The following is a 23931-nucleotide window of genomic DNA, read 5'->3' on the forward strand; positions in this document are numbered from 1 at the left end:
AGCTCTAGAAGCTTTTCCTGTAACAGTAATATAAGATTTTTTATTGATATAGTTTCTTTGAAGAACGAAAATATTTATTGATATAGTTAATAGAATCATAGCTAAAGCTGTTGCAACTCCAAGTTGGAAATTTCCGATTCCTTCTTGATAAATTTTAACGGATATTGTAGTAAAGTTTCCACCAATAACAACTGGATTTGAAAAATCAGCAATAGACTGAATAAATACAAGTAAAAAAGCATTGGCTATACCAGGAAGCATAAGAGGGAAAGTAATAGTTGAAAAAACTTTACCCCTAGAAGCACCCAAATCTCTTGCAGCTTCTTCAACAGATGGATCTATGTTTTTAAACAGCCCTACAAGCATCAAATAAGCAATGGGAAAAAAACTTAGAACTTGGACAAGGACTAGCCCGTGAAAACCGTAAATTTCAAAGTTACGAAGCCCTAGAAGCCCTCTAGTTATAAGTCCAACTCTTCCAAAGAGAAGAATTGCCGACATAGCAACAACAAAAGGAGGGGATATTATAGGCAAAGTGGCTATGAAATCAAATACTTTTTTTCCTTTTATATCTAAGTATGATGTTGCATAGGCAAAAAGAAAGCCGAAAGCTAAAGAGAGTGTAGATGAAACAAATCCAAGTTTTAATGTGTTCCAGATAATTCTCACATTTCCACTTCTAGAAAATGAATCTATATAATTTTGTAAAGAATAACGTCCATTGGACGTGATACTTTCTAAAAAAATATTATATAGGGGTAGTAGCACGAAAAATGCTACTACTAAAATAGAAAACAAAATAGAAAAAAATAGAAACTTATCTTTGTATAACTCTTTTAAAAGTTTTTTTTTATAACTTAATGTTGAGTTTATTTTATTTATCATTTTTTTCACAGATCCTTTTATTATTTTTGTGGGATATCAGTCTCAGTTTCAGTTGTAAATTTTTCAACAAGTCTAACTCTGTTGTTACCAGCCCAATCAAAATCGTAATTGATAAGCTTTGTACCTTTTAATTGCATAGCTTCTTCAGGAGGGTTAGCATTTGAGTTAGTTAGGAATTGATATGAACCAACAGTTTTTCCCAATTCTTGTACCTCTTTTGAAAGAACCCAGTCAATAAACATTTTTCCTGCTTCAGGATTAGGAGCATTTTTTAATAGAGCTACTCCTCCAATTTCAAATCCAGTTCCCTCTTCAGGGGCAGAAATTATAATATCACTAAAACCTTCTTTTTTATATTTTATAGCATCATGTAAGAAAGTGATTCCAACAGTAACCTCACCTTGTCCAGCCATTCTTCCAGGGGCTGTTCCAGATTTAGTGTACTGTCTCACATTTTGGTTCAGTTGTTTCAAATATTCCATAGCTTTATCTTCACCCATTAATTGAACAAGAGTAGCAACCATTGTGTACGCAGTTCCAGATGAACCAGGATGAGCCACAACAATCTCCCCTTTGAATTTAGGATCCAAAAGATCATTCCAAGATTTTGGCATCTCAAGCCCTTTTTCAGCTAACATCTTTTGATTTCCAACAAAACCTAAATATCCAACGTAGATGCCTGTCCAGTAATTACCTGGATCTTTTAAGTTAGCTGGGATATATTGATCTTCTTTAGATTTGTAAGGTTCTAAAAGACCTTCTGCTTGAGCCGCAACAAATGCATCAGCTGGACCCCCGTACCAAACTGAAGCTGTCATATTGTTTTTTTCTGCTTTAAGTCGAGCTAAAACTTCCCCGCTACTCATCCTAACATAATCGGTTTTAATACCTGTTTTGGCTTGAAACTCTTTAGCAATCATAGCGGCGTGATCATCTTGCAGACCAGCATAGAACGTAAGTGTTTTATCAGGTTCTTTAGACCCACCACATGCCATTAACAAAAGTGTTGCCGAACCGATTAAAATATTTTTTAATTTTTTCATTTAATACCCTCCTATTTTTTTATTTTGAAAAGGTTTAAATACATGAGTTATTGTTGGATTCCAGGATATGCCCAGATTCCAGAAGTTCTAATTAAATCTCTATAGATAACTAATTTTTCAGCGTCAGAAACTACTTGAGCTTCTTCAAGAGTTGGATAATCTAGTTGAACTAAATTGGTATATTTAATATTTAATCCTTTTAATTTAGCAGCCTCTTCAAAAACAGAAAGTCCTCTTCTAATATGACTAGCACTAGAGATAAGAGTTACATTTTCAGGAGATAATTTAGCTAAGATTTCAGTAGAATAAATAGCATTTCCAACAGTATCTTTAGCCAAGTCATCCATATGGATAAGATATGCGGGAACTCCATTGGAAACTAACCAATTCTTCATAACATAGGCTTCAGTAACGCCACCTTTTTGAACACCACCAGAAACTATAATAGGTGATTTTGGATTTTTTCTGTGAAGAGCTAATCCCTGTTTAAGTCTTTCAATCAATGTCGGTTTCATAGTTCCATTTTCACCCAGAGCATAACCAAGTATAACGATAGCGTGCTTACCTTCAACTTTGAAAGCTTCTGTATTTAGTTTAATAGCCATATTTTTATCAGCATTTTCAAACTTCTCTAAATAAGCTTGAGTTTTTTTAGGGTGAGTTTTTTTTAGATTCTCTATAGTTTCAGAGTAAGTTTTTATATCCCCAGTCTGTTTAGAGTATCCTGCTAAAAGAATGCTTGCTTCAAAATTTTCAGGATAAAGAACTAAAATTTCTTTATAGGTATTTAAAGCTTCGGTAGTTTTCTTTTGTATAATTTGGGTTGATGCAACTCCAAATCTTAAATCAGTTCTGTATGGACTGATATCGCTGGCTTCTTTGAAAGAGTTTTCAACGACATCATATTTACCTTTTAATGTAATTCCTCTAAAAAATTCTTTTTCAACTTTACCTAAATCTCCACCATGCCAATAGTAGTGAATACCAGTTTGAGTAAGTTGAGCGATATTGTTTTGTTCTTGTGAAGATGGGTACTTGTTTGTAGATGTGCATCCAGTTAAAAGAATAAATCCAAGAATGCTCGATACTAATTTCATTTTGTTGTTCATAATTTCCTCCTGATAAAACCCCTTAGGGATATATTTAAATGCTTTTAAAAATTTTTATATTGTAGATAATTAGATTCTATGACATTTAAGGAATAATTACAATACTAAAAAAAATTATTTTGTATCACAAATTGAACTTAAATACATTTAACAGAACAGCATATTATTTTTTTGATTTTATATAGAGTATATGGTAAAATTATTTTGTGAAATAGTTACTAAACTTATATAGATTCGTGATAAGGACGAAAGTTTCTACGCTAAACCGTAAATTTGGCACTATAGGTGAAAGTGAATTGGGAATATTTACCCCAGTGGGCTTTTGCTTGCTGGGATTTTTTATTTGGGAGGATTTTATGAAAAAGTGTTTGAAAGGAATTATGTTGTTAGGGAGTTTTTTAGTATTGGGTTGTACGCCATTACAAACGAAAAAAGAAGAAGCAAGTATTATAATAAAAAATGGAACTCTTTTAACAATGAATAAGGAGAGGGAAATAATAAAAAATGGAGTTGTGGTTATAAGAAATAATAAAATAATTTCAGTGGGCGATGAAAGTTTATTAAATAATTATTCAGCTAAAAAAATAATAGATGCTAAAAATGGAATTGTTATGCCCGGGATGATAAATACTCATACACACGCCTCAATGACAGTATTTAGATCTTTAGCAGATGATGTACCTGATAGATTAAATAGATATATATTTCCTTTAGAAGCTAAAATGGTAACACCTGAACTCTCATATTTGGGAGCAAAGCACGGAGCAATGGAGATGGCTTTAGGTGGGGTTACAACTATGGTAGATATGTATTTGTATGAAGAGAATGCAGCAGTAGCTGTAAAAGAGGTTGGACTTAGAGGAATAATGACACAAAATATCATTAAATACCCTACTGCTGATGGACAAAATAAAGGAGAGACATTGGATAGGGCAATAGCTTTTGTTGAAAAATATAAAAATGATGAGTTAATAACACCTGGATTTGGCCCACATGGTCCACATACTGTGACAAAAGAGGAGCTTTTAAAAATAAAAGAGCTTTCTAAAAAATATAATGTACCTGTTTCTATGCACGTGGCAGAAACAGATGTAGAGTTTGATAAAATAAAAAAAGATTATGGAATGACACCAGTTGAATATTTAGATTCAGTAGGGCTTTTAAATGAAAGATTCATATCAGCTCACAATATATTTATAACTGATAGTGATATTGAACTTATGAAAAAAAGAGATGTTGGGGTTGCACATAATATGGTTGCTAATATAAAATCTGCAAAAGGGATATCACCAGCATTGAAAATGCATGATGAGGGATTAAGAGTAGGGTTAGGAACAGATGGTCCAATGAGTGGGAATACATTAGATATAATTGGGCAGATGGGATATGTAGCTAAACTACATAAACTTGCGAATAAGGATAGATCTGCAATGCCACCAAAGAAAGTGGTTGAGATGGCTACAATAGGTGGAGCAAGAGCAATTCATAGAGAGAATGAGTTGGGAAGTCTAGAAAATGGTAAATTAGCTGATATTGTTATTGTAGAGACAGAATCTGTGAATATGAATCCGATTTTTGATCCATACTCTGCACTTGTTTATTCAGCTAATGCGAGCAATGTTAACACTGTTGTAGTGAATGGAAAAATTATTGTTGATGATAAGCAATTAAAAACTGTAGATGTTAAAAAATCAATAAAAGATATCACTGATTTTAAAGAAAAAGTTCAAAAAGTGGCGGATACTCTATAAAATTAGTAAAAATTATGTTATAATATACCCTGTTTTAAAAAAGTCGAAAACTTATTTAAATTTAGGGAGGAAAGTAAATAAAGCATGCTAGAAAAATTTGTCGTTATAATTACTTTGTTTTATTCAATTGCCGTATTTGGGGCAGAAGATACTCGGGTTAGGGAGAGAATCATAAGTGAGGTTTTATCTCATGAAGGAGATAAGCTAGTTAAAAATCAAAAAGAAATGTCAAAATATGGAATAAGAAATTTTTTGTTGTTGGATTACAATAAGAAATTTAATAAAAAATATTCTGTAAAAAGTTTAACAGAGGAGCAAGCCAGAGAGATTGCTGAACATCTATTAGTAGAATATAGACTAAATGAGATAGAAAACTCATATTCACAGATGATGATATTTGATATATTTTTTAATAGTGGTTATAAAGCGGGAGCTGTTATAACTCAAAGAGCATTGAAAAAATATCATGAATCAAAAGAGGTAGAAGTGGATGGAGTATTAGGAAGCAAAAGTATAACTCTTTTGAATAGGGTACAAAACTATGAGAAGTTTGTAGATATAATAACTGAGGAGAGAATAAGTTATTATAAAAGCCTTGAAAGTTGGGTGAAATATGGAAAGGGTTGGGAGAAAAGAATCAACTCTTACAGAGAGAAAGTTAGGGATGTTGTAACTATAGAGATATAGATTGACATTGAAAGTTAATTGTAGTATATTATTTTTAAAATTATATAAAAATTACTAGGGGAGCCTTTTGGCTGAGAAGTTTTTAACTGACCCTTTGAACCTGATCTGGATAGTACCAGCGTAGGGAAGTATCAAATTGAAGTTAAGCATAATTTTATTATGTACTTTATGTATTTGAAGCTATCCTTTTGGGGTAGCTTTTTTTTATGAAAAATTTCTATAGGAGTTGAAAAAATGAAGAAAATTTTAACAATAGCAGGATCAGATTCTTGTGGTGGAGCAGGAATACAGGCGGATTTAAAAGCTATGAGTGCCCATGGAGTTTACGCAATGAGTGTGATAACAGCAATTACAGCTCAAAATACAAAAGGAGTTTTTGCGGTTCAAGAGCTTGGAAATGATATTATAAAAAAACAGATAGAAGTGATATATGAAGATATTCAAGTTGATGCAGTGAAAATAGGTATGCTTTCAAGTATTGATATTATAGAAATTGTTGCAGAGAGTTTGAAAAAAGTTAATGCTAAAAATATAATTATAGATCCAGTTATGGTTTCTAAAAGTGGGTATTATTTGTTACAAGAATCTGCAGTCGATGCGTTGAAAGAATTGCTGAAAATAGGAACTTTGGTGACTCCAAACATACCAGAAGCAGAAATACTTTCAGGGATAACTATAGAGAGTGAAAAGGAAATGATAGAGAGTGCTTTTATAATAAAAAAAATGGGTGTGAAAAATGTTTTAATTAAAGGTGGTCATCGAAACGATAACTGTACGGATATTCTTTTAACAGAAAGTGGAGAGATTATTAAATTTTTAGGCGAGAGATTTGAGACAATAAATACTCATGGAACAGGATGTACACTGTCATCGACAATAGCTTCTTACATTGGAAAGGGTATGAGTATAGAAGAATCTGTAAAGCAGGGGAAAAACTATATAACAAAAGCAATAGAGAACTCATTTTCAATAGGAGAGGGAGTTGGACCAGTAGGTCATTTTATAGAACTGTATAAAAAAGCGGGTGTTGACTATGAATAGAGAGAAAAATTTAGATGAGATTGTATCAAGTTTAGAGAAGGTACGAAAAAAGACTCCATTAGTTTATCATTTAACTAATACAGTGACAATGAATGATTGTGCAAATGTAACTCTTGCTGTAGGTGCTTCACCATTGATGTCATTTTGTTTAGAAGAGATGGAAGAAATTATAGGATTTGCATCAAGTGTTGTTATAAATATAGGAACTATGGAAGAAAGTATGGTTAAAATGGCTGTTAAAGTTGGAAAAATTGCAAACAGATTAGATAAACCGATAGTTTTAGATCCGGTAGGAGCTGGAGCAACACAAGCTAGAAAAAATCTTTTGAAAGAGTTGCTATCTAAAGTTAAATTTTCAGTTATAAAGGGAAATGTAGCTGAAATAAAAGCTATTTTAGGTTTAGATTCAAATACTAGAGGGGTAGATTCTTTAGAGAATGAAGTGAATGGGGTAGAATTAGGAAGAAAAATAGTAGAAAAATATGGTGCTGTAGCAGCAATAACAGGTAAAGTAGATTATATTATTGGAAGTGATAGAAGTATAAAAGTAAAAAACGGATCTTCTAAAATGGCTAAAGTTACAGGAACAGGATGTATGACAGCATCTTTAATAGCTAGTTTTTTAGGAGCTGGAGTAGAGAGTTATACATCAGCTATATCAGGAGTTTTAATAATGGGAATCTCTGGAGAAGTTGCATCTGAAAAATTTATAGGAACAGGAAGTTTGAAGGTATCTATAATTGACAATATTTCGACTATAGATAAAAAAATGATAGAAATAAAAGCGAATCTGGTATCCTAATAGGATACCAGATTTTATTAAAATTATAAAATATAAAATCAAGGAAAATGTCAGTAGAGATAGTATTTTTAAAATAGGAAAAAAAATTAAGAAAGGACAGGTGTCATGGGAATTTTTAAAATATATATATTGGCAATATTGACTGGTTTTATGACTGGAGTTATAACAATACCTTATAGGTGGATTATAGAAAAATCTTTTTATGTAAGAAAAATGATTTTTAATTTAGATAATTCTAAATATTATTTAATTTTAGGTTTTTTAGGAATTTATATAATCGGGTTAATTATAAATAGGATAGTTGAAGAGATGCCAGTGATAACAGGAAGTGGCATACCACAGGTAAAGGGACAAATATACGGAAGAGTATCGATGGTGAACTCCCTAAAAGGAATAGTCTTAAAATTTTTAGGTGGTGTTATGGGAATATCAAGTGGATACTCTTTAGGAAGAGAAGGACCATCAGTTCAAATGGGAGCACTTATAGGGGATGAAATATCCAAAGTTTTTAAGGTAAGTAAAGTGGAGAGAAAATACTTGATAATGAGTGGAGCAAGTGCGGGATTATCCTCAGCTTTTACAGCCCCACTAGCTTCAGCAATATTTGTTGCCGAAGAGTTACAAAAATATTTTAATTCAAGATTGGTGATGTTTTCTTTTTTAGGGGCTATAACCTCTGGATATATGTCATCTAAAATATTTTTAAAAAATGATTATTTAAATATAAAAATAGTTTATCCAGAGGGATTAAATTATTTAGAGTATTTATATATATGTATAGCCTTTTCTATATTTATGAGTTTTGTAGGAAAGATATTTTCGAATCTATTGATGTTTTTTCAGAAAAAAAATAATGAAATAAAAATTTCAAAGTATATAAAAATATTTTTATATACAGCTATGATCTTTATAATAGGTATATTTTATATAGATTTAACAGCAGGTGGAGAGAGTTTTTTAATAAAGGTGGCTTTAGAAAACTCAACAGGTATTTTAATGTTAGTTTTCTTTATCTTACTAAAAATACTGTTTACAACACTATCTTATTCAACAGGATTTCCAGGAGGTATATTTTTACCACTTTTAGTTATAGGAGGACTTTCAGGAAAACTTTTTGGTTTGTTATTGGTTTATTTTAATATTTTAACAATAGAAAATATAGGGGTGTTTATATTTTTAGGAATGGCATCAGTGTTTGTAGTTGTAGTGAGGTCCCCAGCTACAGGGATCATATTGATATTGGAGATGACTTCAGATTTTACATTACTACCAAGTATGATAGTTGTTGTAGGGTTAGCTTATACAATAAGTAATTTTCTAAAAGTTGTTCCAATATATGATTTGTTATATGAGGTTTTAGTAAAAAATGATAAAGCGAAAGATGAAGTTGAGTTGGTCTATGAACTGGGAAGAGAGTCATATCTTATAGATAGGGACATTTTAAATTTAGAGTTACCAGGAAAATTACAATTAGCTTCCCTAGAGAGGGATGGGAATGAAATAGAGATTAAAGATGGAGTGAAACTGAAGCAAAATGATATAATAGGTGTTTTAGTACCCAGAAAAAATATAGAGGAATTTTATGACTCTTTGAGATCATTGGCCAAAGAGGATTGATTTTTAAATAAAAATAGGGTGAAACTTTAAGTTTCACCCTGTTTTTATTTGATTTCGTCAAGAGCAGCTTGTGGAATATAAAACTCTTCGTCATTAAAAATAACAACACCATTGAAGTGTTTTTTTTGATTATTCAACTCATAATAATTTTTATTTTCAAAGAATATATAATCTTTATTCTTTGAGGTAATAATAAATTTAGGATTGCTTGGAGTGGAAGTATCAACTTTTGTTTTTAAACCAGATTTTGCAATGTTTTTTCCAGGAACAAACAATTTTTCGGTGACACTGTCTAAATCTGTATTAAGAGCTTTGGCTATATATAAAGCTAAATCAGAATTTTGAATAGTTCCAGTTAATTGATTTTTTGAATCGGAAGTATAAATATAAAATGGAACATCTTCACCGGTATGCCCACCAGTAGTCCAAGCTAGATTGGAACGCTCACTTACTATTTTAGCAATAATAGACTGCAAATCACGTTCGTTTTTAGTATTTGAAATCTCCTTTAATTCTTCCTCTTTAGGTTCAAATCCAAGTTTTTCTTTTATAATATTTGAAGTGTTCTCTTTATTTTGCATAATCTCTTTTGCGATAGCCTCTTCGGAAGCCTTGGCATTTTTTAAAACAGTCACAAAATTTTCAATAGGTATTTCAGGATAATTTTTAGCTGTATTTTGATTTCCAATGCTCAATCCACCTGTTCCGTGATCTGTAGTTACAACAACAAGAGTATCATTATTTTTTTTAGCAAAATCTAAAGCCACGCCTACTGCGTTATCAAAAGCCTTAAAGTCTGAAATTTGAGCGATAGGATTGTTTGCATGACTAGCCCAATCAACTTTAGATCCTTCAACCATTAAAAAAAATCCATCTTTATCTTTAGACAGTAAATCGATTGCCTTTTCAGTCATCTGTGCAAGGGAAGGAATATTGTTTGAATCTCGATCTATATCGTTGGGCATATCTTTTTCAGCAAAGAATCCCCAAACTTTATCTCCATTACTATCTTCTAGTTCTTTGAGATTAGACACAATACTATATCCCTCATCTTTGATTACTGATAACATATTTTCCCCATCAATTCTATTTTTTGATTTAGGGTCTTGGTCATTATTTGGCATAAAAAAGTTTTTACCCCCACCTAAAACAACGTTCATATTTTGGTAAACTTGTTGTTCTCCAATATCAGAATAGTTATTTCTATGAGTACTATGTGCACTAAAATCTGCTGGAGTGGCATGAGTTATCTCAGAAGTAGCAACGATACCAACAGCTTTTCCCATAAGTTTAGACGCTTCTAAAACAGATGCGACAGGGGCTAGTTTGTCATTTTCTTTAACTTCTCTTGCCCCGTATAAAGTTGCAGCTGTTGGTTTCACACCAATTAGTTTGTCCTGTGTTTTCCATCCAGTAGCTAAAGCAGTCCCTGCGGGAGCAGAATCGGCAATAGGAGTATCAGAATTGTGTGTTCTAGCTAATCCGGAAGTGATTTCGTCTACATTTAAAGGTTTTCCATCGTTGTATACCCATCTAGCAAGTGTAGATGTTGTAACGGGAGTTCCATCACTGATTAAAAAAATAACATTTTTAGCAAAACCAGGCTTGATATTTTCTAGTTTTTCAGAAAAAGCAATATTATTTTGTGTTAAAAAAGTTACTGCAAGAATAAAAGAACAAATTTTAATTCTATTCATAGAATACCTCCTAAAAGTTTATATTCAAGTATTACCATAATTTTTTAACAATGTCAAGATAACATAAATTATGTTTAAAATTAGTTTAAAATGAAGGATAAAACTGTATAATTGAGTATAATAAAATAGGGGTAGTTTAAAAAATAAAAGGAGGGCTAAGATGGATTTGATGGGTCGAAAGATAATTTAATTAGAGATGATAGAATTAAGAGGTTTGAAAAGATTCTTTTAAAGTCGGGAAAACTACTTAATTTGTTATCTGAAGAGAGTGAGACTAGTAGATATTTTATAAAAAAAGGTTATGATGTAAAAAATTTAAAATTATCACCTAGTTTTAAAGATGATACAAAAGAGTATATCGGAAGAGAAACAGTGATAAAAGATATGAAATGTTTATATTCACAAGAAGGTTTTATCGGAATTTGGGCCGAAAATGCACTACTTCATCTTGATAGATTGGACATATATTATATTTTAAATAAATTTTATAGTGCCCTTATAGACAAAGGCATTGTCTATATGTCTTTTAAGTATGGTGAAGAGGATTATTTAAGTGATGGGCATTGGTGTACTTGTTTCACAGAGAGAGATTTTTCAGATTTAGTAGGTTTTACTGATTTTAATATTGTTGAATTTTTTAGTGAAAATAATCAATTGGAAGTAATTTTAAAAAAATGAGGCGGTATTAAATTACTACCTCATTTTATTTTAAAAGATATTTTTAGAACATATTACCTATTGTATTTAATGGTTAACTCCTTAATTTTTTTAGAAAGTTCATCGGTTAAATCTTCAATTTTAACCCTCCATTCCCAATTCCCACCAAGAGTTGAAGGAGTATTCATTCTAGCTTCGTCTCCTAATCCTAAACAGTCTTGTAACGGGACTATAACTAGATTTGAATTTGAAGCCCAAAGAGACTCTATAAAATTCCAATTAATACATTCAGTTGAATTAGAACCATTATTTTTTAAATATTGAGTTAAATATTGATTGCAAAATGTTCGATCATCTCTATTAAGAGTATTGTACCATCCAATAATAGTTTGATTGTCATGAGTTCCAGTATATGCAACACTATTTTTTTTATATTTATGTGGAAGGTAGTCGCTATCTTCTTTTGAACTGAATGCAAATTCCAATATTTTCATTCCAGGGTATCCAGATTCTTTTAAAAGTTTATGGACTTCTGGAGTTAAAAATCCAAGATCTTCTGCAATGATATTAAGATTTCCTAGTTTACTTCTAACACTATAAAAAAAATCAATACCAGGACCTTTTTCCCATCTCCCTTCTCTGGCAGTTTTATTTTTAAAAGGAATAGACCAATATGATTCAAAACCTCTAAAATGGTCGATTCTAACCACATCATAAAGAGTAAAGCAATTTTTAACTCTTCTTATCCACCAATTATAGTTATTTTTTTTTAAAGATTTCCAATTGTAGAGTACATTGCCCCAAAGTTGCCCATCATCACTAAAAATATCTGGAGGACATCCAGCAACTCTTCTAGGTTTATTCTTTTTATCGAATTGAAATATTTTAGGGTTTTCCCAGGTGTCGGCACTATCAGTAGCAATAAATATAGGAATATCACCAATAATTTTTATTCCATTCTCATTTGCATATTTTTTAAGCTTATTCCATTGTTTGGAAAAAAAATATTGTAAAAATAGATGATATAGAATGTCATCTTGAAGCTCAATTTTGGCATTTTTTATAGTTGATTTATCTTTTATTCGATATTTTAGAGGCCAATCAATCCAAGATATTCCATTAAAATAATTTTTTATAGCCATGAAAAGTGTATAATTCTCAATCCAATCAATATTTTTATTTTTATAAATTTTCAGTTCGTTTAAATTTCCAATTTGTTTAAAGCGGTTATAGGCAATTTTTAGAACTTTATATTTTTCAATATAAAGTTTACTATATTCAACTTTTTCTTTGTTTAGAGCTTTGAGAGAGTCTAAATCAGATAGTTCTAAAAATCCATTTTCGATAAAGTAGTTCAAATCTATGAAATAAGGATTCCCAGCAAAGGCAGAAAAACATTGATAAGGAGAGTCACCATAACTAGTTATTCCTAAAGGAAGAATTTGCCAATATTTTTGCTTAGCTTGTTTTAAAAAATCTATGAAATTAAAAGCTTCTTTTCCAAAATCTCCGATACCGTATTTTCCAGGTAATGAAGTTATATGTAGAAGTATACCACTTGATCTTTCTATCATAAAATGACCTCGCTTTACTATTAAAATTGGGTTATAAATAATTTTACTGATTTAATTGTTTAAATCCTTGAAAAAATGAAAAAAGGAATTAAGAAAAGTTGAAGTAAGTAAATAAATATTGTTAAATATACCAAACGCAAGAAAAATTTTATCTGATAGAACAATAAAATTAACTAAAAGGAGGAGGTATATAGGGGGAATTTGAACTATATACAAAACAGGGAATGAAAGAGAAGAAAAAACGTAGTTTTCCAACAGCATTTACAGTACTTTTTATTATTTTAATTTTAGCATCAGGGCTCACTTATCTAGTGCCTTCTGGTAAATTTTCAAGATTGGGTTATGATAGTCAGACAAACGAATTTAGTATAACGAATTATAATGATGAAGTAATAAGTGAACCAGCCACACAAGAAATTTTAGATAAATTAAATATTCATTTAAAATTAGATAAATTTCAGGATGGGGTAATAAAAAAACCGATTGCGATTCCAGGAACATATACACAAATAGAGCAACATCCACAAGGCGTAATGGAAATACTAAAAGCTCCGATCATAGGTGTTACAGATACAGTAGATATTATGATTTTTGTTTTAATTTTAGGTGGGATAATAGGATTAGTAAATAAAGTAGGAGCGTTTGATGCTGGAATAGCAGCTCTTTCTAAAAAAACTAAAGGGAAAGAGTTTTTATTAGTTACTTTGGTATTTTTTTTAACTACGTTAGGAGGAACAACATTTGGGCTTGCAGAGGAAACAATAGCATTTTATCCCATTTTAATGCCAATTTTTCTAGTGAGTGGATTTGATGCGATTACTTGTATAGCTGCAATTTATATGGGGTCTTCAATAGGAACTATGTTTTCAACAGTTAATCCTTTTTCTGTAGTTATAGCGTCGAATGCAGCAGGAATAAGTTTTACATCAGGATTAACGTATAGAATTATAGTTTTATCTATTGGATTTTTAATAACTTTGGGATATATGTATTGGTATGTTAAAAAAGTAAATAAAAATCCAGAGGCATCTCTTGTGTATGAAGATGAAAAATCTATTCATTCAAGATTTTTAGGAAATTTTGAAAAAGATTCAGCAGTTGAATTTACTATTAGAAGAAAACTTATATTATTGGTATTTTCATTGGCATTTGTAGTTATGATTTGGGGTGTTTCACGTGGTGGATGGTGGTTTGAAGAAATGTCCGCTCTATTTTTAGCGGTTTCTTTAATTATAATGTTCTTATCAGGATTGACAGAAAAAGATGCTGTCAATACCTTTATATCTGGTGCGGCAGATTTAGTAGGAGTTGTCTTAACAATAGGATTAGCAAGATCCATTAATATAGTTATGGATAATGGATTTATTTCAGATACTCTATTACACTATTCTATTAATTTAATATCTGGAATGAGTGGAAGTATTTTTGCAATAGCTCAGCTTTTGGTATTTTCTTTCTTGGGATTCTTTATTCCGTCATCTTCAGGATTAGCAGTTTTAACAATGCCTATAATGGCTCCTTTAGCTGACAGTGTTGGACTATCAAGAGAAGTAGTAATCAATGCTTATAACTGGGGACAAGGATTAATGTCGTTTATAACTCCAACAGGATTAATTTTAGTAACATTAGAAATGGCTGAAACAACATTCGATAAATGGTTGAAATACATTCTTCCATTGATGGGAATAATGGCAGTATATGCTATAATTATGTTGGTTATAAGTACTTTTATATAAAGGAGAGCGACTATGAACTTAATATTGAAACCAGAAAGAGTATTTTATTATTTTGAAGAGATTTCAAAAATACCGAGGGAGTCTTATAAAGAAAAAAAAATTAGTGATTATTTGGTAGCATTCGGAAAAATAAATAATTTGGAAGTATACCAAGATGAAAGAAATAATGTAGTTTTAAGAAAAAAAGCCTTTAAAGGTTATGAAAATCATAGAGGAGTAATACTACAAGGACACATGGATATGGTCTGTGAAAAAACAGAGGGAAGTTTACACAATTTTGATAAGGAGCCAATTCAGTTAAGAGTTGAAGATAATTACTTAAAAGCTAAAGATACAACACTGGGTGCAGATAATGGAGTAGCTTTAGCGATGGCAATGGCAATATTAGAGGATAAAGGTTTAGAACATGGACCTTTAGAATTTTTAGCTACAACATCTGAAGAGACTGATTTAGGGGGAGCATTATTCCTAAAAGAAGGAATCTTAAAAGGAAACTTGTTGATAAATTTAGATTCAGAAGATGAAGGAATAATAACAGTTGGATCAGCTGGAGGTGTTGAAATTGATATATCACTGCCTATAAAAAAGGAACCTTTATTAGCTGGGGAGAATTATAAAATTAAAATATCAAATCTTTTAGGTGGTCACTCTGGTATTGAAATTGATAAAAATAGAGGGAATGCAAATAAAATATTAGGTGAGGTTTTGGAGATACTCCAAGAAAAAACTTCAATAAAACTTATTGATATATCTGGAGGATCAAAAGATAATGCTATTCCTGTAAATTCAGAGGCTATAGTTTTTTCAGAAGAGAATATAGATGGGAAAATAAAAGAAATAATTTCTAAAATAAAAGAAGATTATGCTCAAGTTGAACCAGATTTAGAGATTACATCTGAAATTATAGAGACAAAGTTTTATGAAACTTTTTCAGAAAAGAGTTTTTTAAGATACTTAAAGGTTATAAAAACTCTACCTACAGGTGTTTATAGTTGGATGGAAGAATATAAAAATGTGGTAGAATCATCTGATAATTTAGCTATAGTAAAAACAGAAAATTCTGATATAAAAATAATTATCTCTTTAAGAAGTTCAGATAGGTCAGTTTTAGAGAGATTAAAAAATAAAATTTTTTCAATTTTAGAAGAAAATAATGCAAATTATGAACTTTCAAACGGCTATCCTGAATGGAAATTTAAAAAAGAATCATACTTAAGAGATGTAGCTTTAAAAGTATATAGAAAATTATATAACAAAGATATGAAAATAGAGGTTATACACGCAGGACTTGAGTGTGGGGCCATATCACAGAAATATCCAAATATAGATTTTATAAGTATTGGACCGAATATAAAAAATGTTCATACTCCAAGAGAGATTTTAGATATTAAATCTACGGAAAGAGTCTATAATTATTTAATTGAACTACTAAAAGAACTTTAGTTAAAACAGTAAAAAGGAGAGGTTTTAAGCTCTCCTTTTTTCGTTTAAATAGTTTAATATTCTATTGAAAATTAAATCTATATTGTTCAAGTTTATAGCTTCTTTTGAAGAATCATTTAAAATGTTTTCAATATCTGTTGCATAGAAAAGAAGGTTTTCTGAATTTGACACAGGAATATTAGAAATTCCATTTCGAATAATCTCTATTTTAGGAGATGAGATATATTTAAATCCTTCTAAAAGAATAAAATCATAATTTTTAAAAAAATTTAAATATTTTTCCAAAGAGTCTTCAGGGGATTTTTCTAAGTACATAAATTGAGATTTTGAAAAAATTAATGTTCCAAAAGCACCGGATTTAATATGTCTATCTGTATCACTGTTTAGATTATCCATTTGAAAATCGTGTCCATCGTGTTTTATCGTGCCAACTTTGTATTCCAATTCATTAAACTTTTCTAAAAGTTTAGTAATTAAAGTTGTTTTTCCAGAGTTTTTAACTCCTGAAATTGCGATAAAAGGTGGGTAAGATTTTTTATATGAAAATAAAGAGTTGTAGTCCTTTTCAGTATTAATGTTAGCTAATAAAAATTTATCATCAAAGATTGTATAAGAAAGATCAATGTATTTAACATTAATTTTATCTAAAATATTTAAAACTTTATAGTCGTTATTTTCAATAGATTCTTTTATAATAGAAGAAATTCGTGTGTTATAAACTCCCATTAACGGATGAACTAAGCCTTTTTTATCTTTTATAAGAAAAGCATCATACTCATCGGAAACAAATTGTACTATGTATTCAACAAACTCTTTAGTTATATTTGGAGTATCACAGGGAACTACAAAAACATAATCTAGAGTGCTCTCCTTTAAACCCTCGTATAAACCAGAAATAGGTCCAATATCTTCAAAGTTATCATCAACTCGTATTAATTTATCAGTAATTAAATCTTGAGAAGAGTTTAAAGATATATATATGTTATTAAAGTTTGAAAAAGCATCAACAATTTTATCTAAAAATGTTTGGTTATTATATTTTAAAAGAGCTTTATTACAATAGTTTAAACGTCTTCCTTTCCCTCCGGCTAATATAAGCGTATTGATATTAAAAGTTTTAATCAATTAAAATCACCTTCACTTTATCTCCATCAATTAAAAAAGGAGTTCCTGAAGAAATTTCGACAATTGAATTTTTACCTAAAAGAGAGGAGATTGTACCAGAGGAATGTTTATCGTTGTTGATATAAACTTTTCCTTCTGAATAATATCCTCTAATAAAACGTCTTTTAATACTTTTTTTACTAAAATTACCAACAACTTCAGCTAAAATTGTAGAGGTTTTTTTTATAGTGCCCGAACTTAACTTATCTAAGACAGGTCTACCTAAAAGTTCAAAATTGACTAGAGAAGCAAATGGATTTCCTGAAAGAGAAAGTATAAGCTTTTCATTTTTTAAAGAAGCTAAAACAGGTGTACCAGGTTGGATATCCACTTTCCAGAATAATCTTTCAGCATTAATTTTTTTTAAAACATCGTGCATAATATCTTTTTTTCCAACAGAAACTCCTCCTGTAGTTATAAGCAGATCGATTTCATCAAGATGAATGTCTATAAAATTAGATACTTCATCTATATCATCTTTTAAAGGTGGATATAAAATTGCTTCAACGCCAAGATAATTTAATTTGCTAGCAATTGTAAAAAGGTTACTGTTATAAATTTGTCCATTTTTCAACTCAGTTCCAGGCATAGTGAGTTCGCTTCCTAAACTTAAAATACCAATTTTAGGTTTTTTGAAAACTTTAGCATTTTCAATACCTAAAGAAGCTAAAACACCGATATGGCTATAGGTTATTATCTCTCCACGATTCATAACTAAATCTCCAAGAGACAAATCTTCACCTAAAAAACAAAAATTTTCATATTTTTTAAGTTCTCTAAAAATTGTAAGCAGATTACTATTTTCATTAAAAATAACCTCTTCTTGTTTTATAACACAATCACATCCATTAGGAATAGGTGCTCCCGTCATTATTCTGACAGCCATATTGCTAGGAACGTCTTCGTAAAGGTGATCTCCAGCATAAATTTCATTGTGAACTGTGAGAGTTTTTGGGTTATTCTTTGAAGCTCCAAGAGACAAATCAGAATTAAATGAAAAACCATCTAAAGGAGATCTATTAAATGGTGGATTGTTAATAGGAGAGTAAATATCTTCACTTAAAATAAATCCTAAACTGTCTAAAATTGATTTTTCTTCAATCTGCTTAATAGGTGATATATGTTGTAATAAAATATTAATAGCGTTTTCTAAACTTATTAATTCCATAACTCCTCCTCGTAGAACTGATGTATTAAATAATTATTCTGAAATTTATAAAAAAATCCTTTTCTTAATAATATATCATAGAAAAAATAAAAAGCACATCTCAAATATCAATAAAAACAAACATTAGTTATCTTTATTGCTCTTTACAAATCTGGGATTATGAGGTATATAAAATAAAGAATAAAAAAAAGAGAGGTGTTTTATGAATGACTATCTTTTAGAGTCTAAAAATATACGAAAAGAATTTCCTGGAGTAGTTGCTTTAGATGGTGTATCTTTTAATTTAAAACCAGGAGAAGTTCATGCTCTTTTAGGAGAGAATGGAGCGGGAAAATCAACGATGATGAAAATATTTTCAGGTGTTTATCAAAAAAATAGTGGTGATATTTATTTGAAAGGAAAAGAAGTGACGATAGCTTCACCAATTCAAGCCGCAAAATTAGGGATTGGAATAATATATCAAGAATTAAACTTATGTCCCCATCTTTCAGTAGCGGAAAACATATTTTTAAGTAGGGAGTTTTTAAATGGTATTAGATTAGACAGAGAAAAAATGGAAAGTGAATCATTAAAAATATTGTCTGTTTTACATTCTGATATTGATCCTAAGGAAAAAGTAAAGAATCTTTCAATATCAAAACAACAGATTGTAGAGATAGCAAAAGCACTGTCGCAAAATGCAGATATCATAATAATGGATGAACCTACATCATCCTTAAGTGAACGAGAGGTGGCTCAGTTATTTGAAGTTATAAAGGAGCTAAAAAAAAGAGGTAAAGGAATTATATATATATCACATAAGTTGGATGAACTCAAAGAGATAGTAGATAGAGTAACGATTTTTAGAGATGGAAAATGGATAAAAACTGCAATGTTCAGTGAATTGACTTTAGATGAAATAATATCATATATGGTGGGAAGAAGTATAGATGAAAAATTTCCGAGATTGGATACAGAGATAAAAACTAGAAGAATTTTAGAGTTAAAAAACTTTTCAAAAGGGGAGTATTTTAAAAATATAAATTTAGAGCTATTTGAAGGAGAGGTACTAGGAATAGCTGGACTCGTTGGAGCTGGACGAACAGAGCTGTGTAAAGGCATATTTGGAGCTTATGGAAAATGTAGTGGAGAAATTTCAATAGATGATAAAAAAGTCGAAATAAAGTCTCCAATAGATGCTATAAAAAATGGGATTTCTTATATAGCCGAAGATAGAAAAAAAGAAGGATTAGCCATAAATATGAGTGTTTCACAAAATATGAGCTTTCCTATTTTAGATATGATTAGCTCTAAAATTATAGGGTATATAGATAAAGGTAAATTAGTTGAGAAAAGTAATAGCATGATAGAAAAATTGTCAATAAAAACACCATCGATTTCACAAAAAGTTAAGAATTTGAGTGGTGGAAATCAGCAGAAAATAGTTATTGGAAAATGGATTTTAAAAAATCCAAAAGTTATAATATTCGATGAACCAACAAGAGGTATAGATGTAAATGCAAAAATAGAAATTTATAAGATAATAAATGAGTTAAAAGCTAATGGAATAGGAGTTGTTGTTATATCTTCTGAGCTGCCAGAGATACTTGGGATTACAGATAGAATAGTCGTTATGTGTAACAAATCAATTAGAGCAAATTTAGAGACGAGAAAAACAAATCAAGAAGAGATAATGAATTTTGCTACAAAATTTAATGATTGAGGAGGAAAAGTGAGTTCAAATACAGGTGTTTTAAAGGATATCAGAAAAAAAGTAGGGGAAGAAAATTTTCAGATACTTTCGGTGTTGAGCGGATTAGTGGCTATGATGGTGTTTTTTTCGATGGCATCTCCATATTTTTTTACAATGAATAATATGATGACGGTTGCACTTCAAACATCAATAATTGCAATAATAGCTATAGGACAAACGTTTGTTCTGATTACAACAGGAATAGATTTATCAATAGGTTCAAATATGGCAATTGCAGGGATAATAACCTCTCTTTGTTTAGTAAATGGAGTACCTATGGTTATAGCTATTTTACTAGGTCTTTTATCCGGAATAATTGCAGGATTAGTAAATGGACTTTTGATTGTTTTGGGGGATTTACCGCCGTTTGTTGTAACTTTAGGAACTATGAGTATTGTTAGAGGATTAGCTCTTGTTATAACAAAAGGTATTCCTGTTAGTGGACTACCAAAGGCTTTTAGATATATAGGAAATGGAAAAGTATTCGATATACCATTTTCAGTGATTATAATGTTATTACTGACAGGAATTTTTGGATTTATTCTATCTAAAACAAAATTGGGAACACATATATATGCTTGTGGTAGTAATATAGAAGCCGCAAGACTTTCAGGGATAAATACAAAAAAGACATTGATACAAGTATATATATTTTCTGGATTTTTAGCAGCTTGTTCGGGGATAGTTTTAGCTTCAAGGATAGCTTCAGGACAACCAAGTGCAGGGATGGGATATGAACTTTTTGCTGTTGCATCTGCAGTTATAGGTGGAACAAGTCTAGCAGGAGGAGAAGGGATTATTACTGGAACACTTATTGGAGCATTAGTTATAGGTGTTTTAAGAAATGGATTAAATTTGATGGGAGTATCTGCATTTTTACAAGAGATATTAATTGGAGTAGTTATTATACTGGCAGTTTTTGCTGATAGAATAAAAAGAAGATAAAATAGGAGGGAAAAATGAAAAAGACTTCAAAATTATTACTTTTATCATCATTATTTTTAGGATTAGCAACAGGTGCTTTTGCTCAGAAAAAGTTTGTATTAATTACAATGGACTCAATGGATGAGCACTGGCTATCGGTTAAGAAAGGGGCAGAAACAAAAGCAAAAGAGTTGGGGGATGTAGAAATTTTATTTAGAGCACCAGCTGGAAAAGTAGACCCAAATGAACAGACAAGAATGGTTGAAGACGCAATAAACCAAAAGGTGGATGCAATATTATTAGCTCCATCTGATAAATCAGCTTTAGCACCAGTTGTAGAAAGAGCTTTAGAAGATAAAATTCCTGTAGTAATAATAGATTCTCCAATTGATACAGAGGGATATGTTACATTTTTATCAACAGATAATTATGCAGCGGGAGCTTTGGCGGCGGATACTCTTGCAAAACTTGTAGATGAAAAAGGAAAAGTTGGAATAATTAATGCTCAACCAGGTGCAGGAACAGCTATAGCAAGATCTTCAGGATTTGAAGATAGAGTTAAAGAAAAATATCCAAATATGAAAGTAGTGGCAATTCAATATTCAAATGGGGATAAAGCAGTTGCATTGAATCAAGCTACTGATATAATGACTGCAAATCCAGATTTAGCAGGATTTTATGGTTCAAATGAAGGATCAACAGTTGGTATTTCTAGAGCATTAGAAGAAGCTGGGAAAGGAGGGACAGTAAAATTAGTAGGATTTGATTTTTCAAAAGATACAATAACTGGATTAAAAAATGGAACTATACAAGCATCGATGGTTCAAAATCCAGAAATGATGGGATATGAAGGAGTAGGATCTGCATATGATTCAATTCAAGGTAAAAAAGTTTCAAAGCATATAGATACAGGGGTAAAAGTTGTAACTGCTGGAGATTTAAAATAAATGAAACTTTATATTGGAATAGATATTGGTGGAACTAAAATAGCTACAATAATTGGTGATGAAGATTTTAATATAAAGAGTAAGGAAATATTTTTAACTAAAAAAACAATAACACCTGAAAAAACTATGGATAAAATAGTAGAAAATATTGGGAATCAACTTCAAGAGTTAAATTTAGATGAAAATTATATTAAAAGTATTGGAATAAGCTGTGGTGGACCATTAAATAGTAAAGAAGGAGTTATACTTTCACCACCTAATCTTCCTGGGTGGGATAATGTTAAAATAGTAGAAAACTTTCAAAAAATTTATAAAAAACCGGTATTTATTCAAAACGATGCCAATGCATGTGCTTTGGCGGAGTGGAAGTTAGGAGCAGGAATAGGATATGAAAACTTAATATTTTTAACTTTTGGAACAGGGATGGGTGCTGGTTTAATACTAAATAATAAGCTTTATACAGGAAAGCAAGATACTGCTGGAGAGGTTGGACATATAAGACTATCAGATACGGGACCTCTAGGATTTGGAAAGATGGGGTCTTTTGAAGGGTTTTGTAGTGGTGGCGGAATAGTAAAATTAGGTGAAATATTTTTAAATAAAGCCATAAAAGAAGGATATAATGGAAAACTTGTAGAACTATATAAAAATAAAATTGAAGCAAAAGAAATTTTAGATTTAGCTCAAAGTGGAGAAGAGCTGTCGCTAAAGATAATAGATGAAAGTGCTAAACGTTTGGGGCAGGGGCTATCAATACTAATTGATATACTTAATCCAGAGGCTATAATAATTGGAAGTATATATACAAGATGTGAGAATCTTTTTAATGAAAAATTAGAAATGGAGTTAGAAAAAGAAGCTTTAGATATATCCTTTAGAGAGTGTAAAATCCTTCCAGCTAAGTTAAATGAAAATATAGGGGATTTAGCATCTTTAATTGTAGCTACTGGTAACTATTAAAAAATATGTTATAATATTCATATTAAGATAGTTTAGAAGGAGTGTATTAAAAATGTTGGGATCTAATAGGAAAAATATAAAAGCAGGAATAAAAGTTAAAGTAGTTAAAAAAGAACATCAAAGAACAGGGGAATTAACAGAAGGAGTTGTTAAAGATATTTTGACTAACTCTCAGAATCATCCACACGGAATAAAAGTAAGGTTAACTGATGGAACTGTGGGTAGAATTAAAGAGATTATTTAATTGGTTTTGGGGGGAAGAAGTTGGAGATTGATATATATAAATTAGGAGAGAGATATAATCTTACAGAATCGGAAGAATTAGCTCTTAGCTATATTGTAAACAATATAGAGAAAGCTTTAGAAGTAGGGGTTAGAGGAGTTGCGAAAGAGTGTTTTGCGTCCACTTCTGTAGTTATGAATCTGTCTAAAAAACTTGGGTATAAAGGTTTTATAGATATGGTTTATAGATTAGAAAGCAGTTTACTTACGAATCATGAAAACTCAGTTAGAGGAAATGATTATTGCTTGGACTTTTCACTTCAAAAAAGTATGAAATTCAAAAATTTATTGCGACAAAGTAAAAAAGGACCAATATTTATACATGGTGTGGGGTTTTCAAATCATATAGCGAGATATATAAAAGATAAACTGATGATTTTAGGGTATTATGCAATGATGTCAGAATATATGGAAAATGTTGAAAGAGGATATCAAGAGCAACCCTTGTTGATTGTTGTATCTAAATCTGGTGAAACATCAGCACTGCTTAATCTTTGTCAGAAAGCGAAGGCAAAACAGATTTCGTTAATTTTATTGTGTGGAATACCTAATAGCAGTATAGAAGAAATCTCTGATTTAACTTTTATTATTAAAAATAGTAATATTTTAGATGATAGAAACTTGGATGATAATGATTTTTTTGGAAATACAATTCTTTTTTTTGAAAAAGTTATAAGCCAATAAAGAAAAGTAGGAGATGTAATCGTTTACA

General features: G+C 30.5%; 21 protein-coding genes and 2 riboswitches. Of the genes, 14 read left to right on the forward strand and 7 right to left on the reverse strand.

Going from position 1 to position 23931, the window contains the following annotated elements; genetic code table 11:
* The 3 genes from Q0V67_RS08675 to Q0V67_RS08685 all read right to left on the reverse strand — a co-directional run.
* Window positions 1-885: iron ABC transporter permease (locus tag Q0V67_RS08675; RefSeq protein ID WP_297598809.1), on the reverse strand; the 885-nt coding region annotated here is incomplete at its 3' end.
* A 20-nt stretch (window positions 886-905) separates the two neighbouring features.
* On the reverse strand, window positions 906-1928 hold the full coding sequence (locus tag Q0V67_RS08680) for an ABC transporter substrate-binding protein (RefSeq protein ID WP_297598766.1): 1023 nt from the start codon (window positions 1926-1928) through the stop codon (window positions 906-908).
* A gap of 47 nt (window positions 1929-1975) precedes the next feature.
* A complete protein-coding gene (locus Q0V67_RS08685; protein WP_297598767.1) occupies window positions 1976-3037 on the reverse strand; it encodes an ElyC/SanA/YdcF family protein in 1062 nt (353 codons plus the stop codon).
* A 204-nt stretch (window positions 3038-3241) separates the two neighbouring features.
* Window positions 3242-3339, forward strand: a riboswitch (purine riboswitch).
* A 54-nt stretch (window positions 3340-3393) separates the two neighbouring features.
* Here Q0V67_RS08685 and Q0V67_RS08690 point away from each other — a divergent pair.
* From Q0V67_RS08690 to Q0V67_RS08710, 5 genes are all read left to right on the forward strand, one after another.
* Window positions 3394-4788, forward strand: a complete 1395-nt coding sequence (locus Q0V67_RS08690; RefSeq protein ID WP_297598768.1) for an amidohydrolase — start codon at window positions 3394-3396, stop codon at window positions 4786-4788.
* Between the two features lie 84 nt (window positions 4789-4872).
* The gene (locus Q0V67_RS08695) at window positions 4873-5475 is read left to right on the forward strand and encodes a hypothetical protein (RefSeq protein WP_297598769.1); all 603 of its coding nucleotides are present in this window, start codon (window positions 4873-4875) and stop codon (window positions 5473-5475) included.
* A gap of 46 nt (window positions 5476-5521) precedes the next feature.
* Window positions 5522-5619, forward strand: a riboswitch (TPP riboswitch).
* Window positions 5620-5709: 90 nt separating this feature from the next.
* Window positions 5710-6516, forward strand: a complete 807-nt coding sequence (gene thiD, locus Q0V67_RS08700; protein WP_297598770.1) for a bifunctional hydroxymethylpyrimidine kinase/phosphomethylpyrimidine kinase — start codon at window positions 5710-5712, stop codon at window positions 6514-6516.
* A complete protein-coding gene (gene thiM, locus Q0V67_RS08705) occupies window positions 6509-7318 on the forward strand; it encodes a hydroxyethylthiazole kinase (protein ID WP_297598771.1) in 810 nt (269 codons plus the stop codon). The genes thiD and thiM overlap by 8 nt, the downstream gene beginning before the upstream one ends.
* A gap of 105 nt (window positions 7319-7423) precedes the next feature.
* A complete protein-coding gene (locus Q0V67_RS08710; protein WP_297598772.1) occupies window positions 7424-8935 on the forward strand; it encodes a ClC family H(+)/Cl(-) exchange transporter in 1512 nt (503 codons plus the stop codon).
* A gap of 44 nt (window positions 8936-8979) precedes the next feature.
* Here Q0V67_RS08710 and Q0V67_RS08715 read toward each other — a convergent pair whose 3' ends face one another.
* Complete coding sequence (locus Q0V67_RS08715) at window positions 8980-10632, reverse strand: alkaline phosphatase (protein ID WP_297598773.1); 1653 nt, start codon at window positions 10630-10632, stop codon at window positions 8980-8982.
* A gap of 252 nt (window positions 10633-10884) precedes the next feature.
* Between Q0V67_RS08715 and Q0V67_RS08720 the strand changes: the two genes are divergently transcribed.
* The gene (locus Q0V67_RS08720) at window positions 10885-11310 is read left to right on the forward strand and encodes a hypothetical protein (RefSeq protein ID WP_297598775.1); all 426 of its coding nucleotides are present in this window, start codon (window positions 10885-10887) and stop codon (window positions 11308-11310) included.
* A 53-nt stretch (window positions 11311-11363) separates the two neighbouring features.
* Here the strand turns inward: Q0V67_RS08720 and malQ are convergent, their stop codons facing one another.
* On the reverse strand, window positions 11364-12863 hold the full coding sequence (gene malQ, locus Q0V67_RS08725) for a 4-alpha-glucanotransferase (protein WP_297598777.1): 1500 nt from the start codon (window positions 12861-12863) through the stop codon (window positions 11364-11366).
* 224 nt (window positions 12864-13087) lie between these two features.
* Here malQ and Q0V67_RS08730 point away from each other — a divergent pair, with 224 nt between their 5' ends.
* Both Q0V67_RS08730 and Q0V67_RS08735 read left to right on the forward strand, forming a co-directional pair.
* On the forward strand, window positions 13088-14599 hold the full coding sequence (locus Q0V67_RS08730; RefSeq protein WP_297598779.1) for a YfcC family protein: 1512 nt from the start codon (window positions 13088-13090) through the stop codon (window positions 14597-14599).
* A gap of 12 nt (window positions 14600-14611) precedes the next feature.
* Window positions 14612-16042, forward strand: a complete 1431-nt coding sequence (locus Q0V67_RS08735; protein WP_297598781.1) for an aminoacyl-histidine dipeptidase — start codon at window positions 14612-14614, stop codon at window positions 16040-16042.
* 24 nt (window positions 16043-16066) lie between these two features.
* Here the strand turns inward: Q0V67_RS08735 and mobB are convergent, their stop codons facing one another.
* Both mobB and Q0V67_RS08745 read right to left on the reverse strand, forming a co-directional pair.
* The gene (gene mobB / locus Q0V67_RS08740; protein ID WP_297598783.1) at window positions 16067-17167 is read right to left on the reverse strand and encodes a molybdopterin-guanine dinucleotide biosynthesis protein B; all 1101 of its coding nucleotides are present in this window, start codon (window positions 17165-17167) and stop codon (window positions 16067-16069) included.
* Window positions 17160-18374, reverse strand: coding sequence for a molybdopterin molybdotransferase MoeA (locus Q0V67_RS08745; RefSeq protein ID WP_297598785.1), 1215 nt, complete (start codon window positions 18372-18374; stop codon window positions 17160-17162). Before Q0V67_RS08745 ends, mobB begins: the two co-directional genes overlap by 8 nt.
* 202 nt (window positions 18375-18576) lie before the next feature.
* On the opposite strand from Q0V67_RS08745, the gene Q0V67_RS08750 reads away from it, so the two are divergent.
* The 6 genes from Q0V67_RS08750 to Q0V67_RS08775 are packed head-to-tail and all read left to right on the forward strand — an operon-like array spanning window position 18577 to window position 23903.
* Window positions 18577-20076, forward strand: a complete 1500-nt coding sequence (locus Q0V67_RS08750; protein ID WP_297598787.1) for a sugar ABC transporter ATP-binding protein — start codon at window positions 18577-18579, stop codon at window positions 20074-20076.
* 9 nt (window positions 20077-20085) lie between these two features.
* Complete coding sequence (locus Q0V67_RS08755; RefSeq protein ID WP_297598789.1) at window positions 20086-21051, forward strand: ABC transporter permease; 966 nt, start codon at window positions 20086-20088, stop codon at window positions 21049-21051.
* A 14-nt stretch (window positions 21052-21065) separates the two neighbouring features.
* Window positions 21066-21977 (forward strand): ABC transporter substrate-binding protein, encoded by a 912-nt coding sequence (locus tag Q0V67_RS08760; RefSeq protein ID WP_297598791.1) that lies wholly within the window; start codon window positions 21066-21068, stop codon window positions 21975-21977.
* On the forward strand, window positions 21978-22937 hold the full coding sequence (locus Q0V67_RS08765; protein WP_297598793.1) for an ROK family protein: 960 nt from the start codon (window positions 21978-21980) through the stop codon (window positions 22935-22937). It abuts the gene before it with no gap.
* A gap of 52 nt (window positions 22938-22989) precedes the next feature.
* A complete protein-coding gene (locus Q0V67_RS08770) occupies window positions 22990-23181 on the forward strand; it encodes a YwbE family protein (protein ID WP_297598795.1) in 192 nt (63 codons plus the stop codon).
* Between the two features lie 20 nt (window positions 23182-23201).
* Window positions 23202-23903 carry a MurR/RpiR family transcriptional regulator gene (locus tag Q0V67_RS08775; protein ID WP_297598797.1) on the forward strand — a complete coding sequence of 234 codons (702 nt, stop codon included), beginning with the start codon at window positions 23202-23204 and terminating at the stop codon, window positions 23901-23903.
* The last annotated feature ends 28 nt before the right edge of the window (window positions 23904-23931 follow it).

It is taken from the genome of uncultured Cetobacterium sp. (assembly GCF_947072685.1).
Taxonomy (GTDB): Bacteria; Fusobacteriota; Fusobacteriia; order Fusobacteriales; family Fusobacteriaceae; genus Cetobacterium_A.